Genomic DNA, 19,854 nt, shown 5'->3' with positions numbered 1-19,854 from the left:
ATAAACAAGATCGCTAATGAGATGATCTTCTTCCTGCGCCATCTCAGACCTTACTTCGTAAACATCTTTAGGCTATGAGCTTGTATGGGATTGCTCTGGCTCATCAACTCAAAAAGGATTTGCCGCCAGTTGAACATATCCTCATTATTTATGAACATATTTACTCACGATTCATGAGTAAACGTGTTACTCAGATCAAGTAAGGTCATAGACATCATTCGCCCAAGGGCTGAATATAGAATCGACGCGCTCAGTGAAAAGCCCTTGGAGCCGATGGAATACTGTAAAAAATGGGTTGATATGTCTCCCGAAGACCGGGGGTATAGAAAAGCCTGCATAGCCGCTCTCGCCGAAGCAACTGGGCTGAGTCCAAGGACTATAGGTAATTGGGGTTCCAACTTCCAGAAGCGCCCCAATTATGCAGCGCATATTTTACGCATGGCTGATATGCTCAACCAAATCAAAAAAATAGTCCTACCCCCTGACTTTCCGCAACAATAATTTACTCGTGAATCGTGACTAAAATACTTGTGCTAAGAGCAGATATTTCTTAAGTTGAGGTCAGCAAGTATGGGTTTTGGGTGCAGTAGCTTGGTGTATTCACAATTCCCTGCTGCTGTAAACCTTACTAACTCACCAACGCTCAAGATGCAAACTGGGAGGCAATCCCACCAAAACAAACATCAAATTGATATCCTCTGTCAGTTGCCCCTAGAACCGATGGAGTATTGCCGTCGTTGGGTTACTCACGAACCAGGACGTAATTATCGCAAAGCTTGCATTAATGCGATCGCTGACGTTACAGGTACTAGCCCAAAAACTGTTAAAGATTGGGGGACAGGCTTTCGCCGACGACCCAAATACGTTACCCGAATTTTACGGCAAGCAGACCTAATTAATCAATTTAAACATCTCGTTGCAAAAGGAATTGCTACTTTACCACCAGACTTTCCTCAAGACTAAGCAAAAGCGATCGCTACTCACGACCAACTGCCCCAAAAACCCCTTGCTGTTACCCCAAAGAGAATCTTAGGCTGAGGTACAGAAGTACTAGCTGTAGCGAGTAGCCGCATCTTTCTTGATGACAAAAATGGCAGAACATCCAATGGACTCAATCTCTACCTTTGACATCACTAAATATTTTCTCCTTGATGTCATGAAAGACATTAAAACTGGACGTATCCAACTTCCAGATTTTCAACGAGATTGGGTTTGGGACGATATCCATGTGCGCCGTCTGCTTGCCAGCATATCTCTGGCTTACCCAATTGGCGCAGTAATGATGCTTCAGCAAGGTAATCAAAGCCGACAATTCAAACCCCGCGTAGTAAATGGGGTATTAAAACCAGAAAATTCTACTCCAAACCTATTAATCCTTGACGGTCAGCAACGCCTGACAGCTTTGTTTATGGTGCTGCTCTCTGAGCTACCTGTAACCATCAAAGACCAAAAAAGCCAGAAAATTATCAAAAAGTGGTACTACCTGGATATTGAAAAATGCCTCGACCCAGAGTGCGATCGCCGTAGTGCGATCGTTGTGTTGCCAGAATCCAAAATTATGCGAATCTTCTCAGGTAACTTAATTGATTGTTCTACTTCCGAAAAAGAATATGAGGCGCTCTTGTTTCCTTTATCCAAGGTTTTCTTTTTTTCGGAATGGCGTAGTAAATTCTCTAAGCATTGGCAATACAATCCTCAAAAGCTGGAAGTAATTGATACTTTAGAACTAGAAATTCTCAAGAAATTCGAGCATTATCAAATACCTGTTATCCAACTGCGTGACTCCTTACCAAAAGAAGCTGTTTGCCAAGTCTTTGAGGATACAAATACTTCTGGCTGTGACCTCAATTATTTCGATTTAATGAGTTCCAGCTATTGCAGTGCTGACTTTAGCTTAAGAGATGATTGGAAGCAGCGGGAAAATCGCTTCAAATCATTAAAAGTATTGCGAAAGCTACGAAGCACTGATTTTGTACAAGCAGTTACCTTGGTAGCTGGCTATGCCAAGAGGATACAAGCTTTAAAGCAAGGGGGGAATCTCGATAAATTACCAGGTGTTGCTTGTGGTCGCGCTGAAGTACTAAAACTCACCAAAGAAGAATATCAAAAATGGGTTGACCCAATTACCAGAGGTTTTGAAGAGTCTGCTCGTTTCCTTTATAGTCAAAAAATCTTTGATGCAGATGATTTAGCTTACCCCATTCAATTAGTCGTTCTAAGTGCAATTTTTACTTTTCTTGGAGAACGTTCCCGCTCTTCTCAGGTACGTTCTATGCTGGAACGTTGGTTGTGGTGCGGGATTTTTGGTGAAGTATATACACGCTGGTATGAGACACGCGTAGGGCGGGAGATAGTTGAACTGGCAGACTGGTTAGCAGGTGGTTCAATTCCTTTTAGCATTGTGCAAGCGAATTTCTCTTTTGATCGGCTGATTAGCGTTAGGAAACGTTACGGTGCGGTGTATCAGGGTTTGGCAGCTTTATTAAGACGCGAAGGGGCAATTGATTGGTGTACTGGAGAGGAAATCAATGATGTTATTTATTTTGAAGAACAGATAGATTCGCACCACATCTTTCCAGTCGCATGGTGTCGCAAGCAGGGCATTGAACCCAAAAAATATAACTGCTTGATTAATCGCACACCTTTAAGTGCCAAAACAAACAAGAAGATTGGTAGTAAAGCACCTTCTGTTTATTTAGAGGAGTTTGAACTTTCTGAGACATCAGCTAGAAGGCTGGATGAAATGTTGCGATCGCACGCTATATCTCCAAAAACTTTACGGGGAGATGACTTTGAAGCATTTTTCCAGATGCGGGCAAATAATTTGCTAACGCTAATTGGAAAGGCAATGGGCAAAAGTTTAAGTTTTGAATCTTTTGAGGATTTTGCTGGACACTCTCATAACGGGAAGAGCAAAGAGTATAAGCTTCATCCCGAAATCATAAATAATTATTAAGCAATTACTGCCACAATCGTTAACTTTACTCAATTGAGTATTTGACAGCAAACTTAACCGATAGCAACTGCGTCCCTCAATCGTCCTAGTGCTATTTTTCAGAGGATTCTTTTTTTTGCAACCAGTCTCGAATCGCCTCCTCCAAAGCTGCTGTCTGCGTGGCTTCCAGACGAGCGCAAGCAATTTCAAAAGCGATTTTTAAATCTTTAGGAATTCTTCCCCGAACTTCTCTAGTTTCTTCTGCCATCTCCACATGCTGCTTTGGTTCGGGCTTAATTGTGGCACAGCATTTTGGCAAAAGCACATTTGCGCTAAAAAGCTATTGCGCTATTACGTCATTACGCTTATAATAAAAGATAGGTAGTAAAACCAGTAAAAGACTAAAAGAGCAACTCTCATCAACGTCATACTGCTAAAAACACCATGAGCATTATCACTATTCAATGTCGCTTGGTTGGTGATGAAAACAGCCTCCGTATCTTGTGGGAACTAATGGCTGAGAAAAACACACCACTGATTAACGAATTATTGGAACAGCTAGGAAAATGTCCTGATTTCGAGACTTGGGTACAAAAAGGTGAAGTGCCTAAAGACACTATCAAGACAATATGCAACTCTCTTAAAACACAAGAGCATTTTGATAACCAGCCAGGTCGTTTTTACACATCAGCAGTTACTCTAGTCAAGGAAGTTTATAAGTCTTGGTTAGTCTTACAAAAGCGACGACAGCGCCAAATAGAAGGGAAAGAGCGTTGGCTAAAGATGCTGAAGAGTGATATAGAATTACAGCAAGAAAGCCAATCTAGCTTGGATGTTATTCGCGCCAAAGCTACCGAAATTTTGACTTCATTTGTTGCCAAGTTCTCCCAGACTAAAAATCAGCAATCTCAAAGAAAAAAAGGCAATAACACTAAAAAAAATAAAAAACATTCTTCAAACACCACACTTTTCGGTGGGTTATTTGATATGTACGAGAAAACAGAAGACTGTTTATCTCGGTGCGCTCTTGCCTATCTGCTCAAAAATAACTGTCAGGTCAGTGAGGTTGATGAAGAACCCGACCAATATGCTAAAAGTAGACGTAAAAAAGAAATTGAAATTGAACGTTTAAGAAATCAAATCAAAAGTCGGAAACCTAAAGGACGAGATTTAACAGGAGAAAAGTGGCTAGAAACTTTGTCAGAGGTGGTTAATAAAGTCCCTCAAAATGAAGATGAAGCTAAATCTTGGCAAGCTACCCTCCTGAGAGAAAATAGCTGTATCCCATATTCTGTTGATTATGAAACTAATACAGACCTAACTTGGTTGACAAACGAGAAAGGTCGTATCTTTGTCAAATTTAATGGTTTGAATGAACTAATGAATAAACCTAAATTTGAGGTTTATTGTGATTCTCGCCAGCTTCATTATTTTCAACGCTTCTGTCAAGACTGGCAAATTTGGCATGATGATGATGAAACATATTCTTCTGGGCTATTTATTCTGCGTTCTGCACGTCTGCTCTGGCAACAAAGAAAAAATACAAGCGAACCGTGGAAGACTCACCGTTTAATTCTTCAATGTTCTATAGAGACACGCTTATGGGCAGAAGAGGAAACAGAACTAGTTCGCCTTGAAAAAATCAATCAGGCTGAAAAAACTATCAGCAAGATGGAACAACAAGGTAGTCTAAAGAAGACCCAAGTAATTCGTCTCCAAAAAGAGTTAACTACCAGGCGCAAACTTGACAATCTCTTTCCTGGTCGTCCTAGTCAATTTTTATATCAAGGAAAATCTAATATTATTGTCGGTGTCAGCTTAGGTCTAGAAAAACCAGCAACAGTTGCTGTGGTAGATGCTGCGAGCAAAAAAGTTCTGACTTATCGTAGTGTTAAACAACTACTCGGTGACAACTACAATTTACTAAATCGCCAGAGGCAGCAACAGCAACGTCTCTCACACGAACGTCACAAAGCTCAGAAACAAAACGCGCCAAACTCATTCGGTGAATCAGAGTTAGGACAATATGTTGATAGATTACTGGCAGATGCGATTGTTGCGATCGCAAAAACTTACTCTGCTGACAGCATTGTTTTACCCAAACTCGGTGAGATGCGAGAAATTATTCAAAGCGAAGTTCAAGCAAAAGCAGAGAAAAAAATTCCAGGTTACAAGGAGGGTCAACAAAACTATGCCAAAGATTATCGTATCAGCGTCCACCGTTGGAGCTATGGTCGATTAATCGAGAGTATTCAAATCCAAGCTGGGAAAAGTGGAATATCTATCGAAAGCGGATCACAGCCAATTAGAGACAGCCAACAGGAACAAGCCAGAGATTTAGCTTTGTTTGCTTATCAAGAGCGCCAAGTGAAGTTGCTTTAGTTTAGCTAAAAAATTCTGTACCTTGAAAATATTATAATAGGCAAATAACAGCGCCGCAGTTCATGTTCTTTCGAGCCAATGTATTGTGAAAAATCTGGGTTAGTTTGACGGCTGCAAAACCGTTTTGCTTTCTGACCCTAGTAGCTGCCCGCTTCTGATGCTGCTGTCGCAAGACAGGATAGGTGCGCTCCCAGCAATAAGGAGTAAGGCTTGAAAAAGCAATAGCCGTTGTTAGCAACGGTGCGGATTACCGCAGTGGTGGCTACTGAATCACCCCCTTCGTCGGGGGAACCCTCTCAAATATTTTTTTGGCATGTCGAAGCGGGGGCAAAATCCCTGGAGTCCTGCCAAAATCTTAAAACCCTTGTAATGTGTTAACTTCAGAAACTAGCATGTCAGTTGATTTAGTTTTTTGATGTTAGACAAAGGAAGCTTTCTCAGAGATATGTCAAATTTGTACCTGGAAAGCTTTATTTGCAAGGGGTCTAGGCGGCGGAGTTTCAACAACCATTCCGGCTAGGGGTGGGTTGAAAGCCTATTCAGTGCCAATTCAAGTCGCTGAAAGGGGTTTCAACAACCATTCCGGCTAGGGGTGGGTTGAAAGTGATTAAAGCTGGATTCCCGGTGGAAGAAAGCTATGTTTCAACAACCATTCCGGCTAGGGGTGGGTTGAAAGGTTGAGAGCCTTCACAATCCCTTTATTCCCTTTGAGTTTCAACAACCATTCCGGCTAGGGGTGGGTTGAAAGAGAAAAGACTCACGAGAATTACTTGTGAGTCTTTTGGTTTGAATAAACGTTCCGGCTAGGAGTGGATTAAGAAAAACATTTGAAGCATTAAAATTTTTTGAGAGGGTTGAAAGGCGCACTTCGTTCGGGAATATTCCAACATTTGTGAGTATATTAAAGATCTGCTGGACTCAACTCCACCTAAAAGATCGGCGACATTAATTTGTTAACGGATGTCTGGAGTAAATCGACGACATTAATTTGTTAAGACGACATTTAAATCGTTAATAACGACACTAATGTGTTAACGACGACAAATGATTAGTTATTCGACAAGAAAAAATCGGGATGACTGGATTCGAACCAGCGGCCCCTTCGTCCCGAACGAAGTGCGCTACCAAGCTGCGCTACATCCCGCCAGAAGAATGGCATTGTAAATTAAGAATATCACAACCTGTGCCAAATCAGAGAATTACATCTATATATATGAATATACGATCGCTTCATCAAAGGCTTTGCTTGCTACGATTGAATTTGTATAACTCTAGTGGTAAAAGCCGATTGTGACTGTAAAACCAGACTGGTTGCGGGTGAAAGCACCTGGGCGTGAGCGCATCGGTAACGTTAAAGAAATTTTGCGGGATTTAGCCCTCAATACAGTTTGCGAGGAAGCCTCCTGTCCGAATATTGGTGAATGCTTCAACGCTGGGACTGCCACGTTTTTGATTATGGGCCCAGCTTGTACACGCGCTTGTCCCTACTGCGATATTGATTTTGAGAAAAAACCCAAACCATTAGACCCCACGGAACCTGCACGACTAGCCCAAGCTGTTCGCCGCCTGAAACTGAATCATGTAGTAATCACTTCTGTAAACCGAGATGACTTGCTTGATGGTGGTGCATCTCAGTTTGTGGACTGTATTGATGCGGTTCATTCTGTTTCACCCAATACGACAATTGAGGTGCTAATTCCTGACTTATGCGGTAATTGGAATGCTCTAGAGATAATTCTACAAGCTGCGCCAGAGGTATTAAACCACAATACGGAAACTGTCCCACGCCTGTATCGCCGGGTGCGTCCCCAAGGAAACTACGATCGCACATTAGAATTATTGCAGCGAACTCGCCAAGTTTCTCCTAGCACATACACTAAATCCGGGATCATGGTTGGACTCGGTGAAACTGATGCCGAAATCCGCCAAGTCATGCATGACTTGCGAAATGTGGATTGTGATATTTTGACAATTGGGCAATATCTCCAACCCAGTCAAAAACACTTGCAGGTAAATGAATTTATCAACCCAGAACAATTTGCTGCTTGGAAGGCATTCGGCGAAGAAATAGGATTTTTACAAGTTGTTTCTTCACCATTGACAAGAAGTTCATATCATGCTGAACAAGTCAGGGAATTAATCGAACGTTATCCCCGCAGCCAATTTTAGATTTTAGATTGCTAAGAGGATGGGGTGATTGGGTGATGGGGAGACTGTTGATTAATGACTAATGCAAAATCTGTAGCAATTCTGGGTGCGGGTGCTTGGGGTGCATCTCTAGCAAATCTCGCCGCAGCAAATGGTCATAGGGTGCGCGTCTGGTCGCGTCAAGGTTCCCAAACTCTTCAAGCCGCGTTAGAAGATGTCCAAATAGTCCTGTCCGCTATCTCAATGATTGGTGTAAGAGATGTTGCTTCCCAAGTCCACTCTTTTCCCCTTTCTCCAGAGACAATTTTTGTCACAGCGACGAAAGGCTTAGATCCCCAAACCACCTGTACGCCGTCGCAAATTTGGCAAACAGTATTCCCTAACCATGCAGTGGTTGTTCTGTCTGGGCCTAATTTATCGAAAGAAATTCAAATGAAATTACCAGCAGCAACGGTGGTAGCTAGTAATATTCCCACGGCGGCGGAAGTAGTGCAGTTAGTATTTTCTTCTCAACGTTTCCGGGTATATACCAATCCCGATCCCTTGGGGGTGGAACTAGGGGGAACACTGAAAAATGTGATTGCGATCGCAGCTGGTGTGTGCGATGGTTTACAACTAGGAACCAATGCCAAAGCTGCTTTAGTGACCCGTGGACTTACAGAAATGGTTCGCATCGGCAATGACTGGGGTGCAAAGACGGAAACATTTTATGGTTTATCGGGTCTAGGAGATTTGTTAGCAACGTGCAATAGTCCCTTAAGTCGCAATTACCAAGTCGGCTACCAGCTAGCTCGTGGTAAGTCACTTACAGAAATTCTTGCAAATTTGCAAGGAACTGCTGAAGGCGTGAACACTTGTCGGGTTTTAATGCAACGAGCAAAGCAACAAAACATAGCTATCCCGATTACCGAGCAAGTTTATCAGTTACTTCAAGGTCAAATCACACCCCGACAAGCACTTGATGAACTGATGCTGCGAGATATCAAGCCAGAGTACAACTAGTAGTTAGGAACGTGGATTAAATAAAATGCAAAACTTCATCCTATCTCACGATCCCTCTCCTTTATAAGGCTACCGTGTACACACAAGTCATCGAATTACACAAAAACCTCACCCTGTCCTGACTTTAATCCCTCTCCTTAATAAGGAGAGGGACAGGTTTTGCGTAGCATAACCAGGGTGAGGTTTTTTTAAGCTATTCGATAAACTGTAAATTGCGTCAAGAGACACTTGTGTGTACACCGTAGCCTTTATAAGGAGAGGGATTGAGGGTGAGGTAAGCCAGGGACATAAATTGTATGTTATTTAACGTTATTACTAATCATTTCCCCTATATATATTAGTTATACTTATACCTAAAGAATCCTGAGAAAAAATTGGTAAATCGTCAGGATATTACTTTTGTAGCCATGTAAATGTGACTATGCCAATTATAAAGCATGATATTCACTGAAGTATGTCTATACTGTGTTACAAAAGTTACTATCACGAACCTTGAAGATTGAAATGTTAACTAAGTAGTTTAAATATTGAAAACCTAGCTGCGGATTTGAATAGCTATTGGTTCAATCAAAAGTTTAGCAGCCGATTAAGTTCAGTAATAGTGTATCGAATAAAACCTTTACAGTTAATTTCTAAAAAAATTGTAATGGAACCTTCAACTGTGTTAGTTCATCGTGAATCGCGGGAACAATAGCAACAGTTGAATAGCTGACCATAATCTAAGCTGACCGTAATCTATTGTTACCTGGAGCCATTGAGACAATCTTTATGCCAGCAACATCTTTTTATGCAGATGCCCCCTACAATACCAAAAAGTCCCGCCAGACTTTGGACTCGGATCTCACGGTTGATGACAGTGAGTTATCGGTAGATGACCTACAGGAGCTGGAGATCGCTTCTGTTGACCATGCTAACTTTGCTGCTAACAATAACCGTCGTAGTACAGACCTAGTACGTTTATATCTTCAAGAAATTGGTCGAGTTCGCTTGTTAGGGCGGGATGAAGAAGTTTCAGAAGCTCAAAAAGTCCAACGCTACTTGCGGATGCGGATAGTGCTTGCTAACGCCGCAAAGCAAGGGGATGAAGTGATTACGCCCTATCTTCGGTTAGTTGAAGTTCAAGAACGTTTGACCTCCGAACTCGGACATCGCCCGTCTTTGGAAAGATGGGCTGCCACTGCGGACATAATTTTATCGGATCTTAGACCGACTTTGGCAGATGGCAAACGTCGCTGGGCTGAAATTGGCAAGTTGACTGTAGAAGAGTTGGAGCAAGTTCAGTCCCAAGGACTCCAAGCAAAAGAACACATGATTAAGGCTAATCTTCGCCTAGTTGTGTCTGTTGCCAAGAAGTATCAAAATCGCGGTTTGGAATTGTTGGATTTAGTCCAAGAAGGCACACTGGGTTTGGAGCGGGCTGTAGAAAAATTTGATCCCACTAAGGGTTATCGCTTCAGTACCTATGCTTACTGGTGGATTCGTCAGGGAATTACACGGGCGATCGCTACTTCTAGTCGGACGATCCGCCTCCCTGTCCATATTACCGAAAAGTTAAACAAAATCAAAAAGGCCCAACGCAAAATTGCTCAAGAAAAAGGTCGCACCCCGACTCTAGAAGATTTAGCTACTGAGTTAGAGATGACACCGACCCAAGTCCGAGAAGTTTTGTTGCGGGTGCCTCGCTCCGTTTCTTTAGAAACCAAAGTAGGCAAGGATAAAGACACTGAGTTAGGCGAATTACTCGAAACTGACTGTGTAACCCCAGAAGAGATGTTAATGCGAGAATCTTTACAAAGAGATTTGCATCATCTTCTGTCAGATTTGACTAGCCGGGAGCGCGATGTAATTTTGATGCGGTTTGGTTTGGCAGATGGCCATCCTTATTCTTTAGCAGAAATTGGCCGCGCCCTCGACTTATCGCGGGAACGAGTTCGGCAAATAGAATCCAAGGCTTTGCAGAAGCTACGTCAACCCAAGCGACGCAACCTCATCCGTGACTATTTGGAGTCTCTAAGTTAGTCATTTGTGATTAGTCATTTGTCATTAAAAAACTGCATTTGACAAATGACTAGGGACAAAGGGCTGATTTTATCAAATAGAATTCAGGAGTCAGGAGTCAGAATTCAGCAATGAATTCTTTCCGAGTGGCGGATGAATAAGCGGCGTTTTTGTACCCCCATCAAATTGAAAATTTGGTGGTGCAACAATTCAGTGGCGTCTCTGAATTCCCCACTGATTGATTCTGACGCCTCGGCGGAGCTTTCCTTGCTCCGCTCCTGAATTCAGAATAGCTGAATTCTTCTTTATCCTCATCTTAAAACCCTCCCAGAAGCTTGTAGCAAATAATTGGCATTTAATTGTACAAGAGTTTCCCGAGACTTTTGCTCAGATATCTTGAAGGTGGAGATCAACTAAGCAATTCAAAATTCACTCATTCAAAATTCAAAGTCAAGGGATGCAATCGTTATAAATATCCTAACTATTAGCTGTATGCAAATTAAATGCATTACAGCTTATTAGTTGAATTTTGATCAAGATTTGATAATTGTTCTTAAATATTTAGTAAAAATTCTCAATAAGCAATGATTGTTGCAAATTGCTCCCAAAATTTGTTATATTCTCAACTAACGAGCTTTGTTGAGAAATATTAGTATGACTGTCTACACAACTACTTCACTCAAGGCAGAACTGAACGAACGAGGCTGGCGTTTAACTCCCCAGCGCGAAACAATTCTACACATTTTTCAAGAACTTCCGCAAGGTCAACATCTGAGTGCGGAGGATCTTTATCATCGGCTAGAAACTGATGGTGAAGGGATCAGTCTATCAACTATTTATCGAACTTTGAAGTTGATGGCAAGGATGGGACTTTTGCGGGAATTAGAACTGGGCGAGGGACATAAACATTATGAGATCAACCAGCCCTATCCCCATCATCACCATCACCTAATTTGTGTTAGATGCAACTCAACCATTGAGTTTAAAAATGACTCAATTTTAAAAATCGGGGCAAAAACGGCTCAAAAAGAAGGTTTTCACCTGCTTGACTGTCAAATGACCATTCATGCAGTGTGTCCCAAGTGCCAACGGGCGCTGATGCCGCTTTAGCACTTGGGTGGATCATAAAACGAAACTACTCAAATTAACCAAATAAGTGGAATTATGAGCAGTTCGTAATTTGCTGTTACTGGAGGCAAGCAAGCAGTTGGGGATTGATAGTGACGCTCCTACACCATACCGCTTGCAGTATGGTGTAGGCATCTGAGTCCCGTTAAGGATATCCATCTCTTCCTTCAAGGTACTCCAATTGTTTCCCTCTACGGCGTTTTATAGTGAGGAACGCGTTCCGCCCCACTCTTGGTTTAAAAATTGAAATTCCAAGCACCTTCGTGCCTTGAAAATTTTACTCGTAGGAGGTAGCCACAATTGAATGTGTCACTTCCTAACAATTCACCCTATCAACAGTAGTCTTCGCGTTAACGTCTCCCCTTGGGAGAAGGTTCAGTATATTGGTAGCATTTTCGGCTGCCCAATTAACGTTGATTATAGCACTCAAACCTTTACTGGGTAAAGCCTTAGTCCTAGATTTGCTCGTCTCCTCATCCACCCGCCTGCTTCCAATATCTGCGAAGAGTTGGCTTGCAGGCGGGTGGAATCGTCATCTCGCTCGCCTTTGATCGCACAGGAAGTAGGAGTACCACTATACTGTGGGGATTCCCGTCTGTTGAGCTAACAACACCAAAGCGGATGTTAAAAGTGTCCGCTCTTAACATCCTTGAGACTGATGCCGTAAAATTCCTGAGCTTGTTTTATTGCTTTTTTGGTGTCATCTGCCATCAGACCGTTCAGCTTGCCTTTATAAAAACCCCGCTCCCGTAGTCGCGTTTGGATTTCTAGGGTATTAAATTCGCTTTTGCTAGCAGGATTAACTGAGCTATATAACTTAGATCGGGTAGTTGGGCCAGCAACGCCACTTGCTGTTAAGAAATTAGCTGCCTGGAATCTCCGTACAGCATCGGCAGTATAAGGGCCATAGTAGCCATTTGGCTCTCCCTCTAAATATCCTGCCTGGATCAATTGTTCTTGAACAATTCTAACTGGCTCACCGCGATCGCCTACACGAAGTTTATCTCGATTGACTATCTTTTTCGGAGCATCTTCTCCATCACCGATGCCAACTCCCGGCAATTTAGCTAATGTTGCTCGCCCAACAATTCCATCAACATTTAATTTGTAAGAATCTTGGAACCGCTTGACAGATTCTTCGGTAATTGGGCCAAATATTCCTGTGGCGTTCCCGTAATAAAAACCTGCGATTCTTAAGCGTTCTTGCAAAACCCTGACATCTTCACCTTCATCCCCCTTAGCAAGGTAGTTGGGATTGTGGCGCTTGCTAGTGGCTGAACTAGTTGAACTAGTAGTGCTGGGCTTTTTGGCTTGTGTACTTACAGCAGTGGTTTTTTTAGCTTGTGTAGCCGTAGTTGTGGGCTTTTTAGCTTGCCAACTTTCTAATTTTTGCAGGGTGCTTGCTCCAACAATGCCGTCCACTGGTAAACCAGCGGACTTTTGGAAGTGCCGCACAGCTTCTTCTGTGGATGCGTCATATACTTTGGTGACTGGAGCTTGATAAAAGCCTGCTCGTTTCAACTGTTGTTGTACATTTCTGACAGAAGGGCCTTGATCGCCTTTTTCCAATGCCATGACGCTGCTAACAGCGCCAAGAATGGACAAAGACAGAGCAAGGGGCATCATATACTTCCAAGCCCTACCAGAAAGCCGTTTCCAGTCTGGTGCAGCTGCGTCCTTAAACAAAGAACTGAGGGAGACCAATTCACTGGGTGTGCTGTCTTCGTAGGCGAAAGCTAGGTGCAAATACGCAAGATTTTCCATATTTGTTTCCTACACCATTGATTTTTCTTCGATAACTGCTTCAGCTTGATGTACTAGGTTCCTCAAGGCTTCTAGTGTTCCGATATTCACATCCTCCCACAAATTGCGCTTGTGTGCTTCTAATAATCTTTCAGCAATATCACGCAGAGCATAAGGGTTCTTTTCCTGAATAAATTCCGAGACAACTGGATCGAGCAAGTAAGCTTCTACTATGCCTTGATACATATAATCTTCGACACATTTAGCTGTTGCATCGTAGGCGAATAGATAATCTACCGTCGCCGCCATTTCAAAGGCTCCTTTGTAACCGTGGCGCATGACTCCTGCAATCCATTTGGGATTAACTACGCGAGAACGATACACTCGTGCGATCTCTTCTTTCAGTTGGCGGACTCGCGGTTGGGCGGGTATGGAATTATCACCAAAATAAGTTTGGGGATTTTTTCCCTGTAGAGAACGCACCGCAGCAGTTAAACCACCCTGAAATTGGTAATAATCATCAGAATCGAGCAGGTCGTGTTCACGGTTATCTTGATTGTGCAGGACAACTTGCATTTTTGCCAAGCGTTGCTCGAAGGCTTCGGTATTGGGTATTGGGCATGGGGCATTGGGCATTGGGCATTGGGCATTGGGGCATTGGATTATGTTATTGCTACCTGCTCCCCTGCTCCCTGCTCCCTGCTCCCCTGCTCCCTGCTCCCCTGCTTCCCCTGCTCCCGATGAGTAGGCGTAAGAACTCCAGTTGATGTAGGCGCGGGCTAAATCTTGATCATCTGTCCAGTTTTGCGATTCGATTAAACCTTGAAGTCCAGCGCCGTAAGCACCTGGACGAGAACCAAAGATGCGATAGCGCGATCGCACCACTGCTGCTTCTAAACTTAATCCTTGTTGAGTCCACAAATCAGTTTCTTGGCGAACTGCATCGGCGAGGGGATTTTGTTCTGGCGGTTCATCTAAATCTGCCACTGCTGACACTGCTTGAGCGAATAAATCAATTAAGTTGGGAAAAGCATCTCGAAAGAATCCCGAAATTCGCAAGGTGACATCTACACGGGGACGCCCCAAAATCGCTAGGGGCAAAATTTCAAAATCCACTACTCGCCGTGCTGCACCATCCCATACAGGTTGAACTCCAAGTAAAGCCAAGGCTTCGGCTATGTCATCACCCCCAGTTCTCATGGTGGCTGTTCCCCACAATGATAAGCCTAGTGTTTTGGGATACTCACCATGCTCTTGAGTGTAATATTCCACGAGGGTTTCAGCAGCTTTTCTACCGATATCCCAAGCTGTTTCTGTGGGAATGGCGCGAATATCTACAGAATAAAAGTTTCTCCCTGTTGGTAGAACTTCTGGGCGTCCGCGCGTGGGTGCGCCAGATGGGGCACTTGGGACGTATCCGCCATCGAGTCCGTGTAACAAATGGGTAATTTCTTGGTGGGTTTGTTGTAAAGCTGGAAGCAGGCGATCGCGTATCCAGATAGAGACGCGATTCATCGCGTCTGTACAAGATTCCTGAATTCTGATTTCTGAATCCTGATTTATTAGTTGTTCTACTAAAAGGGCGGCGTGTTCTTCTAGGACTTCGACTATATCGCCGATGGTGCGGCATTGTGTGCCATTGACTATCGACCATTCACCACTAGGCATTGACAAATCGGCTGTGAGGGGGTCGAAATCTAGTCCCCAATCTTGAGCGATCGCACGGGTAATACCTGAAGAATAGCGATTGGGTATGCGAGCGATCGCTACTATTAAATCTCGTAGCTGGCGTCCTTGGGGACATTGCCCAAAAATGTGCAACCCATCGCGGATTTGAGCTTCTTTCAATTCACAAAGATAGCCACCGATAGAATTAAAAATTAAAGATTCAGAATTAAAAATTTCTGTTTCATTTTGGATTCCTAAATCTAGATGTAAATTTTCTTTGATCACCAGCTCGCGGATGCGATCGCGAATCACTGGTAAACGAGAAGGATCTAAACTGTCCGCTTCATAATACTCATCAATTAAATTTTCTAACTGTTGCAAAGAACCGTAGAGTTCTGCACGAGTCATCGGCGGCGTTAGATGATCTATAATCACCGCTTGAGCGCGACGTTTGGCTTGGGAACCTTCACCAGGATCATTCACAATAAACGGGTACAGGTGGGGAAGTGCGCCGAAAGCTACTTCTGGATAACAATTACTAGATAAAGCCACACTTTTACCGGGTAGCCATTCTAGATTTCCGTGTTTTCCCACATGAACTACAGCATCAGCACCAAAACATTCTCTAACCCAATAGTAGAAAGCTAAATAAGCATGGGTTGGTTCTAAATCTGGTGCATGATAATTCAAACTGGGGTCATTATCATAACCCCTTGCTGGCTGAATTCCCACGAAGACATTGCCGAGTTTAATTCCAGGAACGGGCATTGGACATTGATTGTCCTCATGTCCCACTCCCCACCGTTGACTAATACCTTGCTGAACTGCTGGCGGTAAAGAAGCGAAATATTCTTGATACTCCTCCCAAGAAACACTTTGCTCTACCGGACGCCATTCTCGACCTTCTGGATCATTGGTTACGCCAGCTGTTAGCCGTTGAATCAACTCATCTCCTTGAGCCGGTGGATTTTCTACTTTATACCCAGCCAGATGCAAAGCTTGCAGGATTTCTACACAACTAGCTGGAGTGTCGAGTCCCACACCATTGGCGAGGCGGCCATTTCGGTTGGGGTAGTTTGCCAAAATTAGGGCAATTCGCCGTTCTTGGGGTGGTTTGTCACGTAGACGCGCCCAATTTGCTGCGAGTTTAGCAACGAACTCGATGCGATCGCTTACTGGTTCATAAATTACCACATCTGTCTCTAGATGGGGATTACGCGTTTGTACTGCTTTAAAAGAGACAGCACGAGTAATAATCCGCCCATCTACTTCTGGTAGCGCCACATTCATCCCAATATCGCGGGGAGAAAGCCCTTGAAATTCTGACTCCCACTGCTCAATTGACCCGCCACTAAGGATTACCTGCAACACAGGCACATCTAATTTTTGCCATAGGTCAGTTTGGGGTGTTTCGGTTTCCAAGCGTGCTAGAGAAAAACTGGTGGTATTCAGCAGCACAGCTATTGATTCGGCTTCCTTGGGTTGGAAAAATTCACTCAACTCCGCTTGAACATCGGGTTCACGCAATGAGGAAACAAACACTGGTACTGGTTGTAAATTTTTCTGTACCAAAGCTTCGCATAAAGCATCAATTACCTTAGTGTTTCCCGCTAAATAATGAGCGCGGTAGAAAAGGATGCCAACTTTGGGGAGTGGGGAGTGGGGAGTTGGGAGTGGGGATTGGAAGTTTTCAGGTTCTGAGGTGGATGAACGGAGTTCTGAGGTGGATGCATCCAGTTCCAAGGTGGATGAATCCAGTTCCAAGGTGGATGAATCCAGTTCCGAGGTGGATTCATCCAGTTCCAAGCTGGATGAATCCAGTTCCGAGGTGGATGAACGGAGTTCCAAGGTAGATGAATCCACTTCTAAGGTGGATGAACGGAGTTCTGAGGTGGATGAATCCAGTTCCGAGGTGGATGAATCCAGTTCTGAGGTGGATGAATCCAGTTCCGAGGTGGATGAATCAGTCTCTAATTCCCCTTGTCCCCTTGTCCCTTTGTCCCCACTCCGCACTCCCCATTCATACAATCCCACACGCCCAATTGGCCTGGGTAGCGGGGGATTGTATACAGTTAACAGGCAACTGTCAGAGATAAATTGCAGAGCATTAACGAAATTTTCCACGCCGCCTTCGCTAAAATACTGCCATATCTGGTTAACAATGCCCAAAGGCAGGGTAGATTGGGAAATTAAATCGGGATCAAAAGCGTCGTCCCCTGGCATTACAATCAGGTTTCTACCATTACGTTGCACAATTTCCTGGACTACTTCTAAGCCATAACCCCAGTAGGAACGTCCTCCTAACAAGCGCAAAATAATTACTTGGGCAAGTTCCAAAACTTGCTCTGCATAAGTATCTATACTTAATTGTTGCTGCAACTGTAACAGGTTGGCGACTCTTAATGCCGGAAAGCTTGCAGGTAATTTTGTTACCGCAGCTGCCAAAGTTTGAATGTCGGTATCAGCGGCCGTAATCAACACGAAAGGCGCTGGAGTTTGTTCTAGAAAAATTAAACCCTCTGACTGATTCCATCCACCCGATGTGCTACTTATACGATGCATAATGCTGTCTTACCGTTTTATAACTCAGCCAAAGGAAGAAATAATAGCACTTCCAAGCTCAATTGCGCTGAATCCAGAGTGATAAATTAGTTAACCAAAGCACTTATTTTTTTATTTTGAGGCTAGGCTAATGAGCATTTTTTCAAAAATTCTCAACACAGGCTCCTCTCCATTGTCTCTAATGAAAATAGTATAATGGGGGTGAGAATTGATTTCAATTAACCAATATTGATTATCTCGATCTAAGACGATATCTAAACCACCATAATCAATGTCTAATTCTTCAAAAATTGGTTTAGCGAAATTAGCAATCTTTGAAAATATTTGTGGATCATTGATATACTTGGCTTTTGCGCCATCCCAGTGAAGAGGGCTGAGATTACCTGCAAATTTTGCATTAGTTATATCTTTTTCATAAAGTAAAACTAATTCTTTATTTAAGAAAACGGCTCTATATTCAGATTTTATGTGAATAAATTCTTGAGCGATCGCAACGTAATCATACTTTTTATAATTGATATTGAAAATCTCTTTTAAAGCAGTTTCAATTTCATCTGTATTCTGGCATAAAAAGACGTTATCTCCACTCGAACCAGAATTCATTTTGACAATCACTGGTGTTTCAAAATTTTCTTTTATTTCTAATACGATATCTTGAATAGTTGGAAATTTTAAGTAAATCTTATATTGGGTATCACAAAAAGGGGAAAGAAAACCTACTGTTCGAGGAAGTTTAACTTTTTCCTTTAAAACATGGTAAGTGTATTCTTTGTCTTTTATAAGGTGTCCTACTGCTTGATTTATTATCGGAGTACTATAGTTACAAAAATAATGGTGTTTATTATTCAGTTTTATTTTGACTAAGTTTTCAGCAGGATGAATAATTTCATAGCTGATGTTTAAGTTTTCACAAGCTTGGAGCAATAGCGAAATGTTGTCTAACATAAATACTTGAAGTTAAACCTCCAAAATAAGTTTTTACATGAATTATTACAAAACATATACTTTCTTTGAATTTATATCCATCAATTCAACGCTTTTTATAATAGACCTCTTGCAAAAGTCCCCCAACCCTCAATGCTGTTCGCTTAAGGCAAGAGACGCGATAAATCGCCGTCTTTACAATAATCAGTCCTTCGTAGTGATTTATCGCGTCTTTGGGATCTATTATTTTCATCAAATAACCTTAACCGAACCGTATTGCCGCAACGCCTCCCTTGATTCTTGGCTATCCATTAGTCACATGTTTTACGAATTACGTTAGCGACACGAGAAAGCTAGTCCGCGAGCGTCATTACGAATTAGGAATTATTTTAACTTGTTGTTTGTCGTTTAAAAATCACTATTTCAGTACCAACAACTGGGTTACGCGCTATCAGCCTATTTTGGGAATCAATAATTTCTAAATGGGTAAAATCAAGTTCTTGAGAGCGGTGTAATATTTCCGCAGCTAGTTTGTCCTGCTGAGATTCTTTGAGAGTGTACCAATCATCATTAATTTTGACAGTTAGATTACTCGTGCGAAAGTTGGCTTGAATTGACTTTATCAGACCAGAGGCAATGCGATCGCTAATTTCGGCTACCTGATTTTCAATAGCCGCAATCAAGGCTTGTTCAGGTGTCAATTCTATCGTTGGTGTCGGCGTTGGCGTGGGAATTGGTTCCGGTTCTGGCGTTGGTGGCGTAGTTTGTACTTCTGGCGGCGGCGTAATTTCCTGTGGCGGCTGTGGTTTTGGTACGACTGACTCCGGTGGAGTAGTTATCGTTGGTGTCGGTGCAGGAATCTTTTCAACTGGTGGAACTGTTGCTACTTCAGTAGGTTTACCAGTAAATACAGTTGTAGTTGTCCAAACGAGAATTACAGCAATTCCAGTAACAATTCCCGTCAAAGCTGTATCTGATAACTTTGTTGACAAATTTGATGGTAAAAACAAGCGGATTGTTCTTAACAGTCCACCCCATCGCAACTGAAGCTGCTGGAAAAAACTGGGTTTTTCCTCAGTACCCGGTGCTGGTGCTGTCTCCAGTTTCTCTACCGTTGTTTCTAAAACCCCAATCGTCCCTTGGAGAAGTTGGATAGTTTTAGCCTTCCAAAATGGCTGAACTCTCTGGTAAGGTTTTTGGGGAGGTTGAGTTACCCGCTCATCCGTCGGTTTTGATTGATTGTCTTGTGACATGGAACTTTCACCAAAAGCAGCGAATCAAAGACAAACAACGTACATTATTACTGTGTGCTGCCTCTTTTGCCTTAATGTATCACTTCATTGCACATTGCTTCAGCTAAACTG

General features: G+C 42.8%; 13 protein-coding genes and 1 tRNA gene. 8 read left to right on the top strand and 6 right to left on the bottom strand.

Annotated features, from left to right (window positions below):
- Positions 1 to 273: 273 nt before the first annotated feature.
- The 3 genes from V7K31_RS24345 to V7K31_RS24335 all read left to right on the top strand — a co-directional run bounded on the left by V7K31_RS24345 (position 274) and on the right by V7K31_RS24335 (position 2,956).
- Complete coding sequence (locus V7K31_RS24345; protein WP_335097426.1) at positions 274 to 501, top strand: hypothetical protein; 228 nt, start codon at positions 274 to 276, stop codon at positions 499 to 501.
- A gap of 69 nt (positions 502 to 570) precedes the next feature.
- A complete protein-coding gene (locus V7K31_RS24340) occupies positions 571 to 963 on the top strand; it encodes a hypothetical protein (protein ID WP_442941368.1) in 393 nt (130 codons plus the stop codon).
- 142 nt (positions 964 to 1,105) lie between these two features.
- Positions 1,106 to 2,956, top strand: coding sequence for a GmrSD restriction endonuclease domain-containing protein (locus V7K31_RS24335; RefSeq protein WP_335097424.1), 1,851 nt, complete (start codon positions 1,106 to 1,108; stop codon positions 2,954 to 2,956).
- A 91-nt stretch (positions 2,957 to 3,047) separates the two neighbouring features.
- Here V7K31_RS24335 and V7K31_RS24330 read toward each other — a convergent pair whose 3' ends face one another.
- Positions 3,048 to 3,260 (bottom strand): hypothetical protein, encoded by a 213-nt coding sequence (locus tag V7K31_RS24330; RefSeq protein WP_335097423.1) that lies wholly within the window; start codon positions 3,258 to 3,260, stop codon positions 3,048 to 3,050.
- A gap of 119 nt (positions 3,261 to 3,379) precedes the next feature.
- Here V7K31_RS24330 and cas12k point away from each other — a divergent pair, with 119 nt between their 5' ends.
- Positions 3,380 to 5,317 (top strand): type V CRISPR-associated protein Cas12k, encoded by a 1,938-nt coding sequence (gene cas12k, locus V7K31_RS24325; RefSeq protein WP_335097422.1) that lies wholly within the window; start codon positions 3,380 to 3,382, stop codon positions 5,315 to 5,317.
- Positions 5,318 to 6,387: 1,070 nt separating this feature from the next.
- Here the strand turns inward: cas12k and V7K31_RS24320 are convergent.
- Positions 6,388 to 6,461, bottom strand: a tRNA-Pro gene (locus tag V7K31_RS24320).
- Between the two features lie 146 nt (positions 6,462 to 6,607).
- Here V7K31_RS24320 and lipA point away from each other — a divergent pair.
- The 4 genes from lipA (at position 6,608) to V7K31_RS24300 (ending at position 11,575) form a co-directional block, all read left to right on the top strand.
- A complete protein-coding gene (lipA, locus tag V7K31_RS24315; RefSeq protein ID WP_335097421.1) occupies positions 6,608 to 7,486 on the top strand; it encodes a lipoyl synthase in 879 nt (292 codons plus the stop codon).
- Positions 7,487 to 7,540: 54 nt separating this feature from the next.
- The gene (locus V7K31_RS24310) at positions 7,541 to 8,467 is read left to right on the top strand and encodes an NAD(P)H-dependent glycerol-3-phosphate dehydrogenase (RefSeq protein ID WP_335097420.1); all 927 of its coding nucleotides are present in this window, start codon (positions 7,541 to 7,543) and stop codon (positions 8,465 to 8,467) included.
- A 768-nt stretch (positions 8,468 to 9,235) separates the two neighbouring features.
- Positions 9,236 to 10,486, top strand: a complete 1,251-nt coding sequence (gene sigC, locus V7K31_RS24305; protein ID WP_335097418.1) for an RNA polymerase sigma factor SigC — start codon at positions 9,236 to 9,238, stop codon at positions 10,484 to 10,486.
- 633 nt (positions 10,487 to 11,119) lie between these two features.
- A complete protein-coding gene (locus tag V7K31_RS24300; protein WP_292790390.1) occupies positions 11,120 to 11,575 on the top strand; it encodes a Fur family transcriptional regulator in 456 nt (151 codons plus the stop codon).
- Positions 11,576 to 12,217: 642 nt separating this feature from the next.
- On the opposite strand, the gene V7K31_RS24295 is transcribed toward V7K31_RS24300, so the two are convergent.
- From V7K31_RS24295 to V7K31_RS24280, 4 genes are all read right to left on the bottom strand, one after another.
- On the bottom strand, positions 12,218 to 13,357 hold the full coding sequence (locus tag V7K31_RS24295; protein ID WP_335097417.1) for a peptidoglycan-binding domain-containing protein: 1,140 nt from the start codon (positions 13,355 to 13,357) through the stop codon (positions 12,218 to 12,220).
- Between the two features lie 9 nt (positions 13,358 to 13,366).
- Positions 13,367 to 17,566, bottom strand: coding sequence for a cobaltochelatase subunit CobN (cobN, locus tag V7K31_RS24290; protein ID WP_335097416.1), 4,200 nt, complete (start codon positions 17,564 to 17,566; stop codon positions 13,367 to 13,369).
- Positions 17,567 to 17,677: 111 nt separating this feature from the next.
- Positions 17,678 to 18,511: an ATP-grasp domain-containing protein gene (locus V7K31_RS24285; protein WP_335097415.1), complete on the bottom strand. Its 834-nt coding sequence runs from the start codon at positions 18,509 to 18,511 to the stop codon at positions 17,678 to 17,680.
- Positions 18,512 to 18,879: 368 nt separating this feature from the next.
- On the bottom strand, positions 18,880 to 19,743 hold the full coding sequence (locus V7K31_RS24280; protein WP_335097413.1) for a hypothetical protein: 864 nt from the start codon (positions 19,741 to 19,743) through the stop codon (positions 18,880 to 18,882).
- Positions 19,744 to 19,854: the final 111 nt, after the last annotated feature.

It is taken from the genome of Nostoc sp. (genome assembly GCF_036917675.1).
Classification (GTDB): Bacteria; Cyanobacteriota; Cyanobacteriia; order Cyanobacteriales; family Nostocaceae; genus Nostoc.
The sequence above is the reverse complement of the archived record's forward strand: the minus strand, read 5'-3'. Positions and strand labels throughout refer to the sequence as shown.

Excerpts from the sequence above, each read along its gene's own strand:
- V7K31_RS24345 (WP_335097426.1), top strand. The coding sequence starts at position 274 with ATGGAATACTGTAAAAAATGGGTTGATATGTCTCCCGAAGACCGGGGG.
- V7K31_RS24340 (WP_442941368.1), top strand. The coding sequence starts at position 571 with ATGGGTTTTGGGTGCAGTAGCTTGGTGTATTCACAATTCCCTGCTGCT.
- V7K31_RS24335 (WP_335097424.1), top strand. The coding sequence starts at position 1,106 with ATGGACTCAATCTCTACCTTTGACATCACTAAATATTTTCTCCTTGAT.
- cas12k (WP_335097422.1), top strand. The coding sequence starts at position 3,380 with ATGAGCATTATCACTATTCAATGTCGCTTGGTTGGTGATGAAAACAGC.
- V7K31_RS24310 (WP_335097420.1), top strand. The coding sequence starts at position 7,541 with ATGACTAATGCAAAATCTGTAGCAATTCTGGGTGCGGGTGCTTGGGGT.
- sigC (WP_335097418.1), top strand. The coding sequence starts at position 9,236 with ATGCCAGCAACATCTTTTTATGCAGATGCCCCCTACAATACCAAAAAG.
- V7K31_RS24300 (WP_292790390.1), top strand. The coding sequence starts at position 11,120 with ATGACTGTCTACACAACTACTTCACTCAAGGCAGAACTGAACGAACGA.
- V7K31_RS24295 (WP_335097417.1), bottom strand. The coding sequence starts at position 13,357 with ATGGAAAATCTTGCGTATTTGCACCTAGCTTTCGCCTACGAAGACAGC.
- cobN (WP_335097416.1), bottom strand. The coding sequence starts at position 17,566 with ATGCATCGTATAAGTAGCACATCGGGTGGATGGAATCAGTCAGAGGGT.
- V7K31_RS24285 (WP_335097415.1), bottom strand. The coding sequence starts at position 18,511 with ATGTTAGACAACATTTCGCTATTGCTCCAAGCTTGTGAAAACTTAAAC.
- V7K31_RS24280 (WP_335097413.1), bottom strand. The coding sequence starts at position 19,743 with ATGTCACAAGACAATCAATCAAAACCGACGGATGAGCGGGTAACTCAA.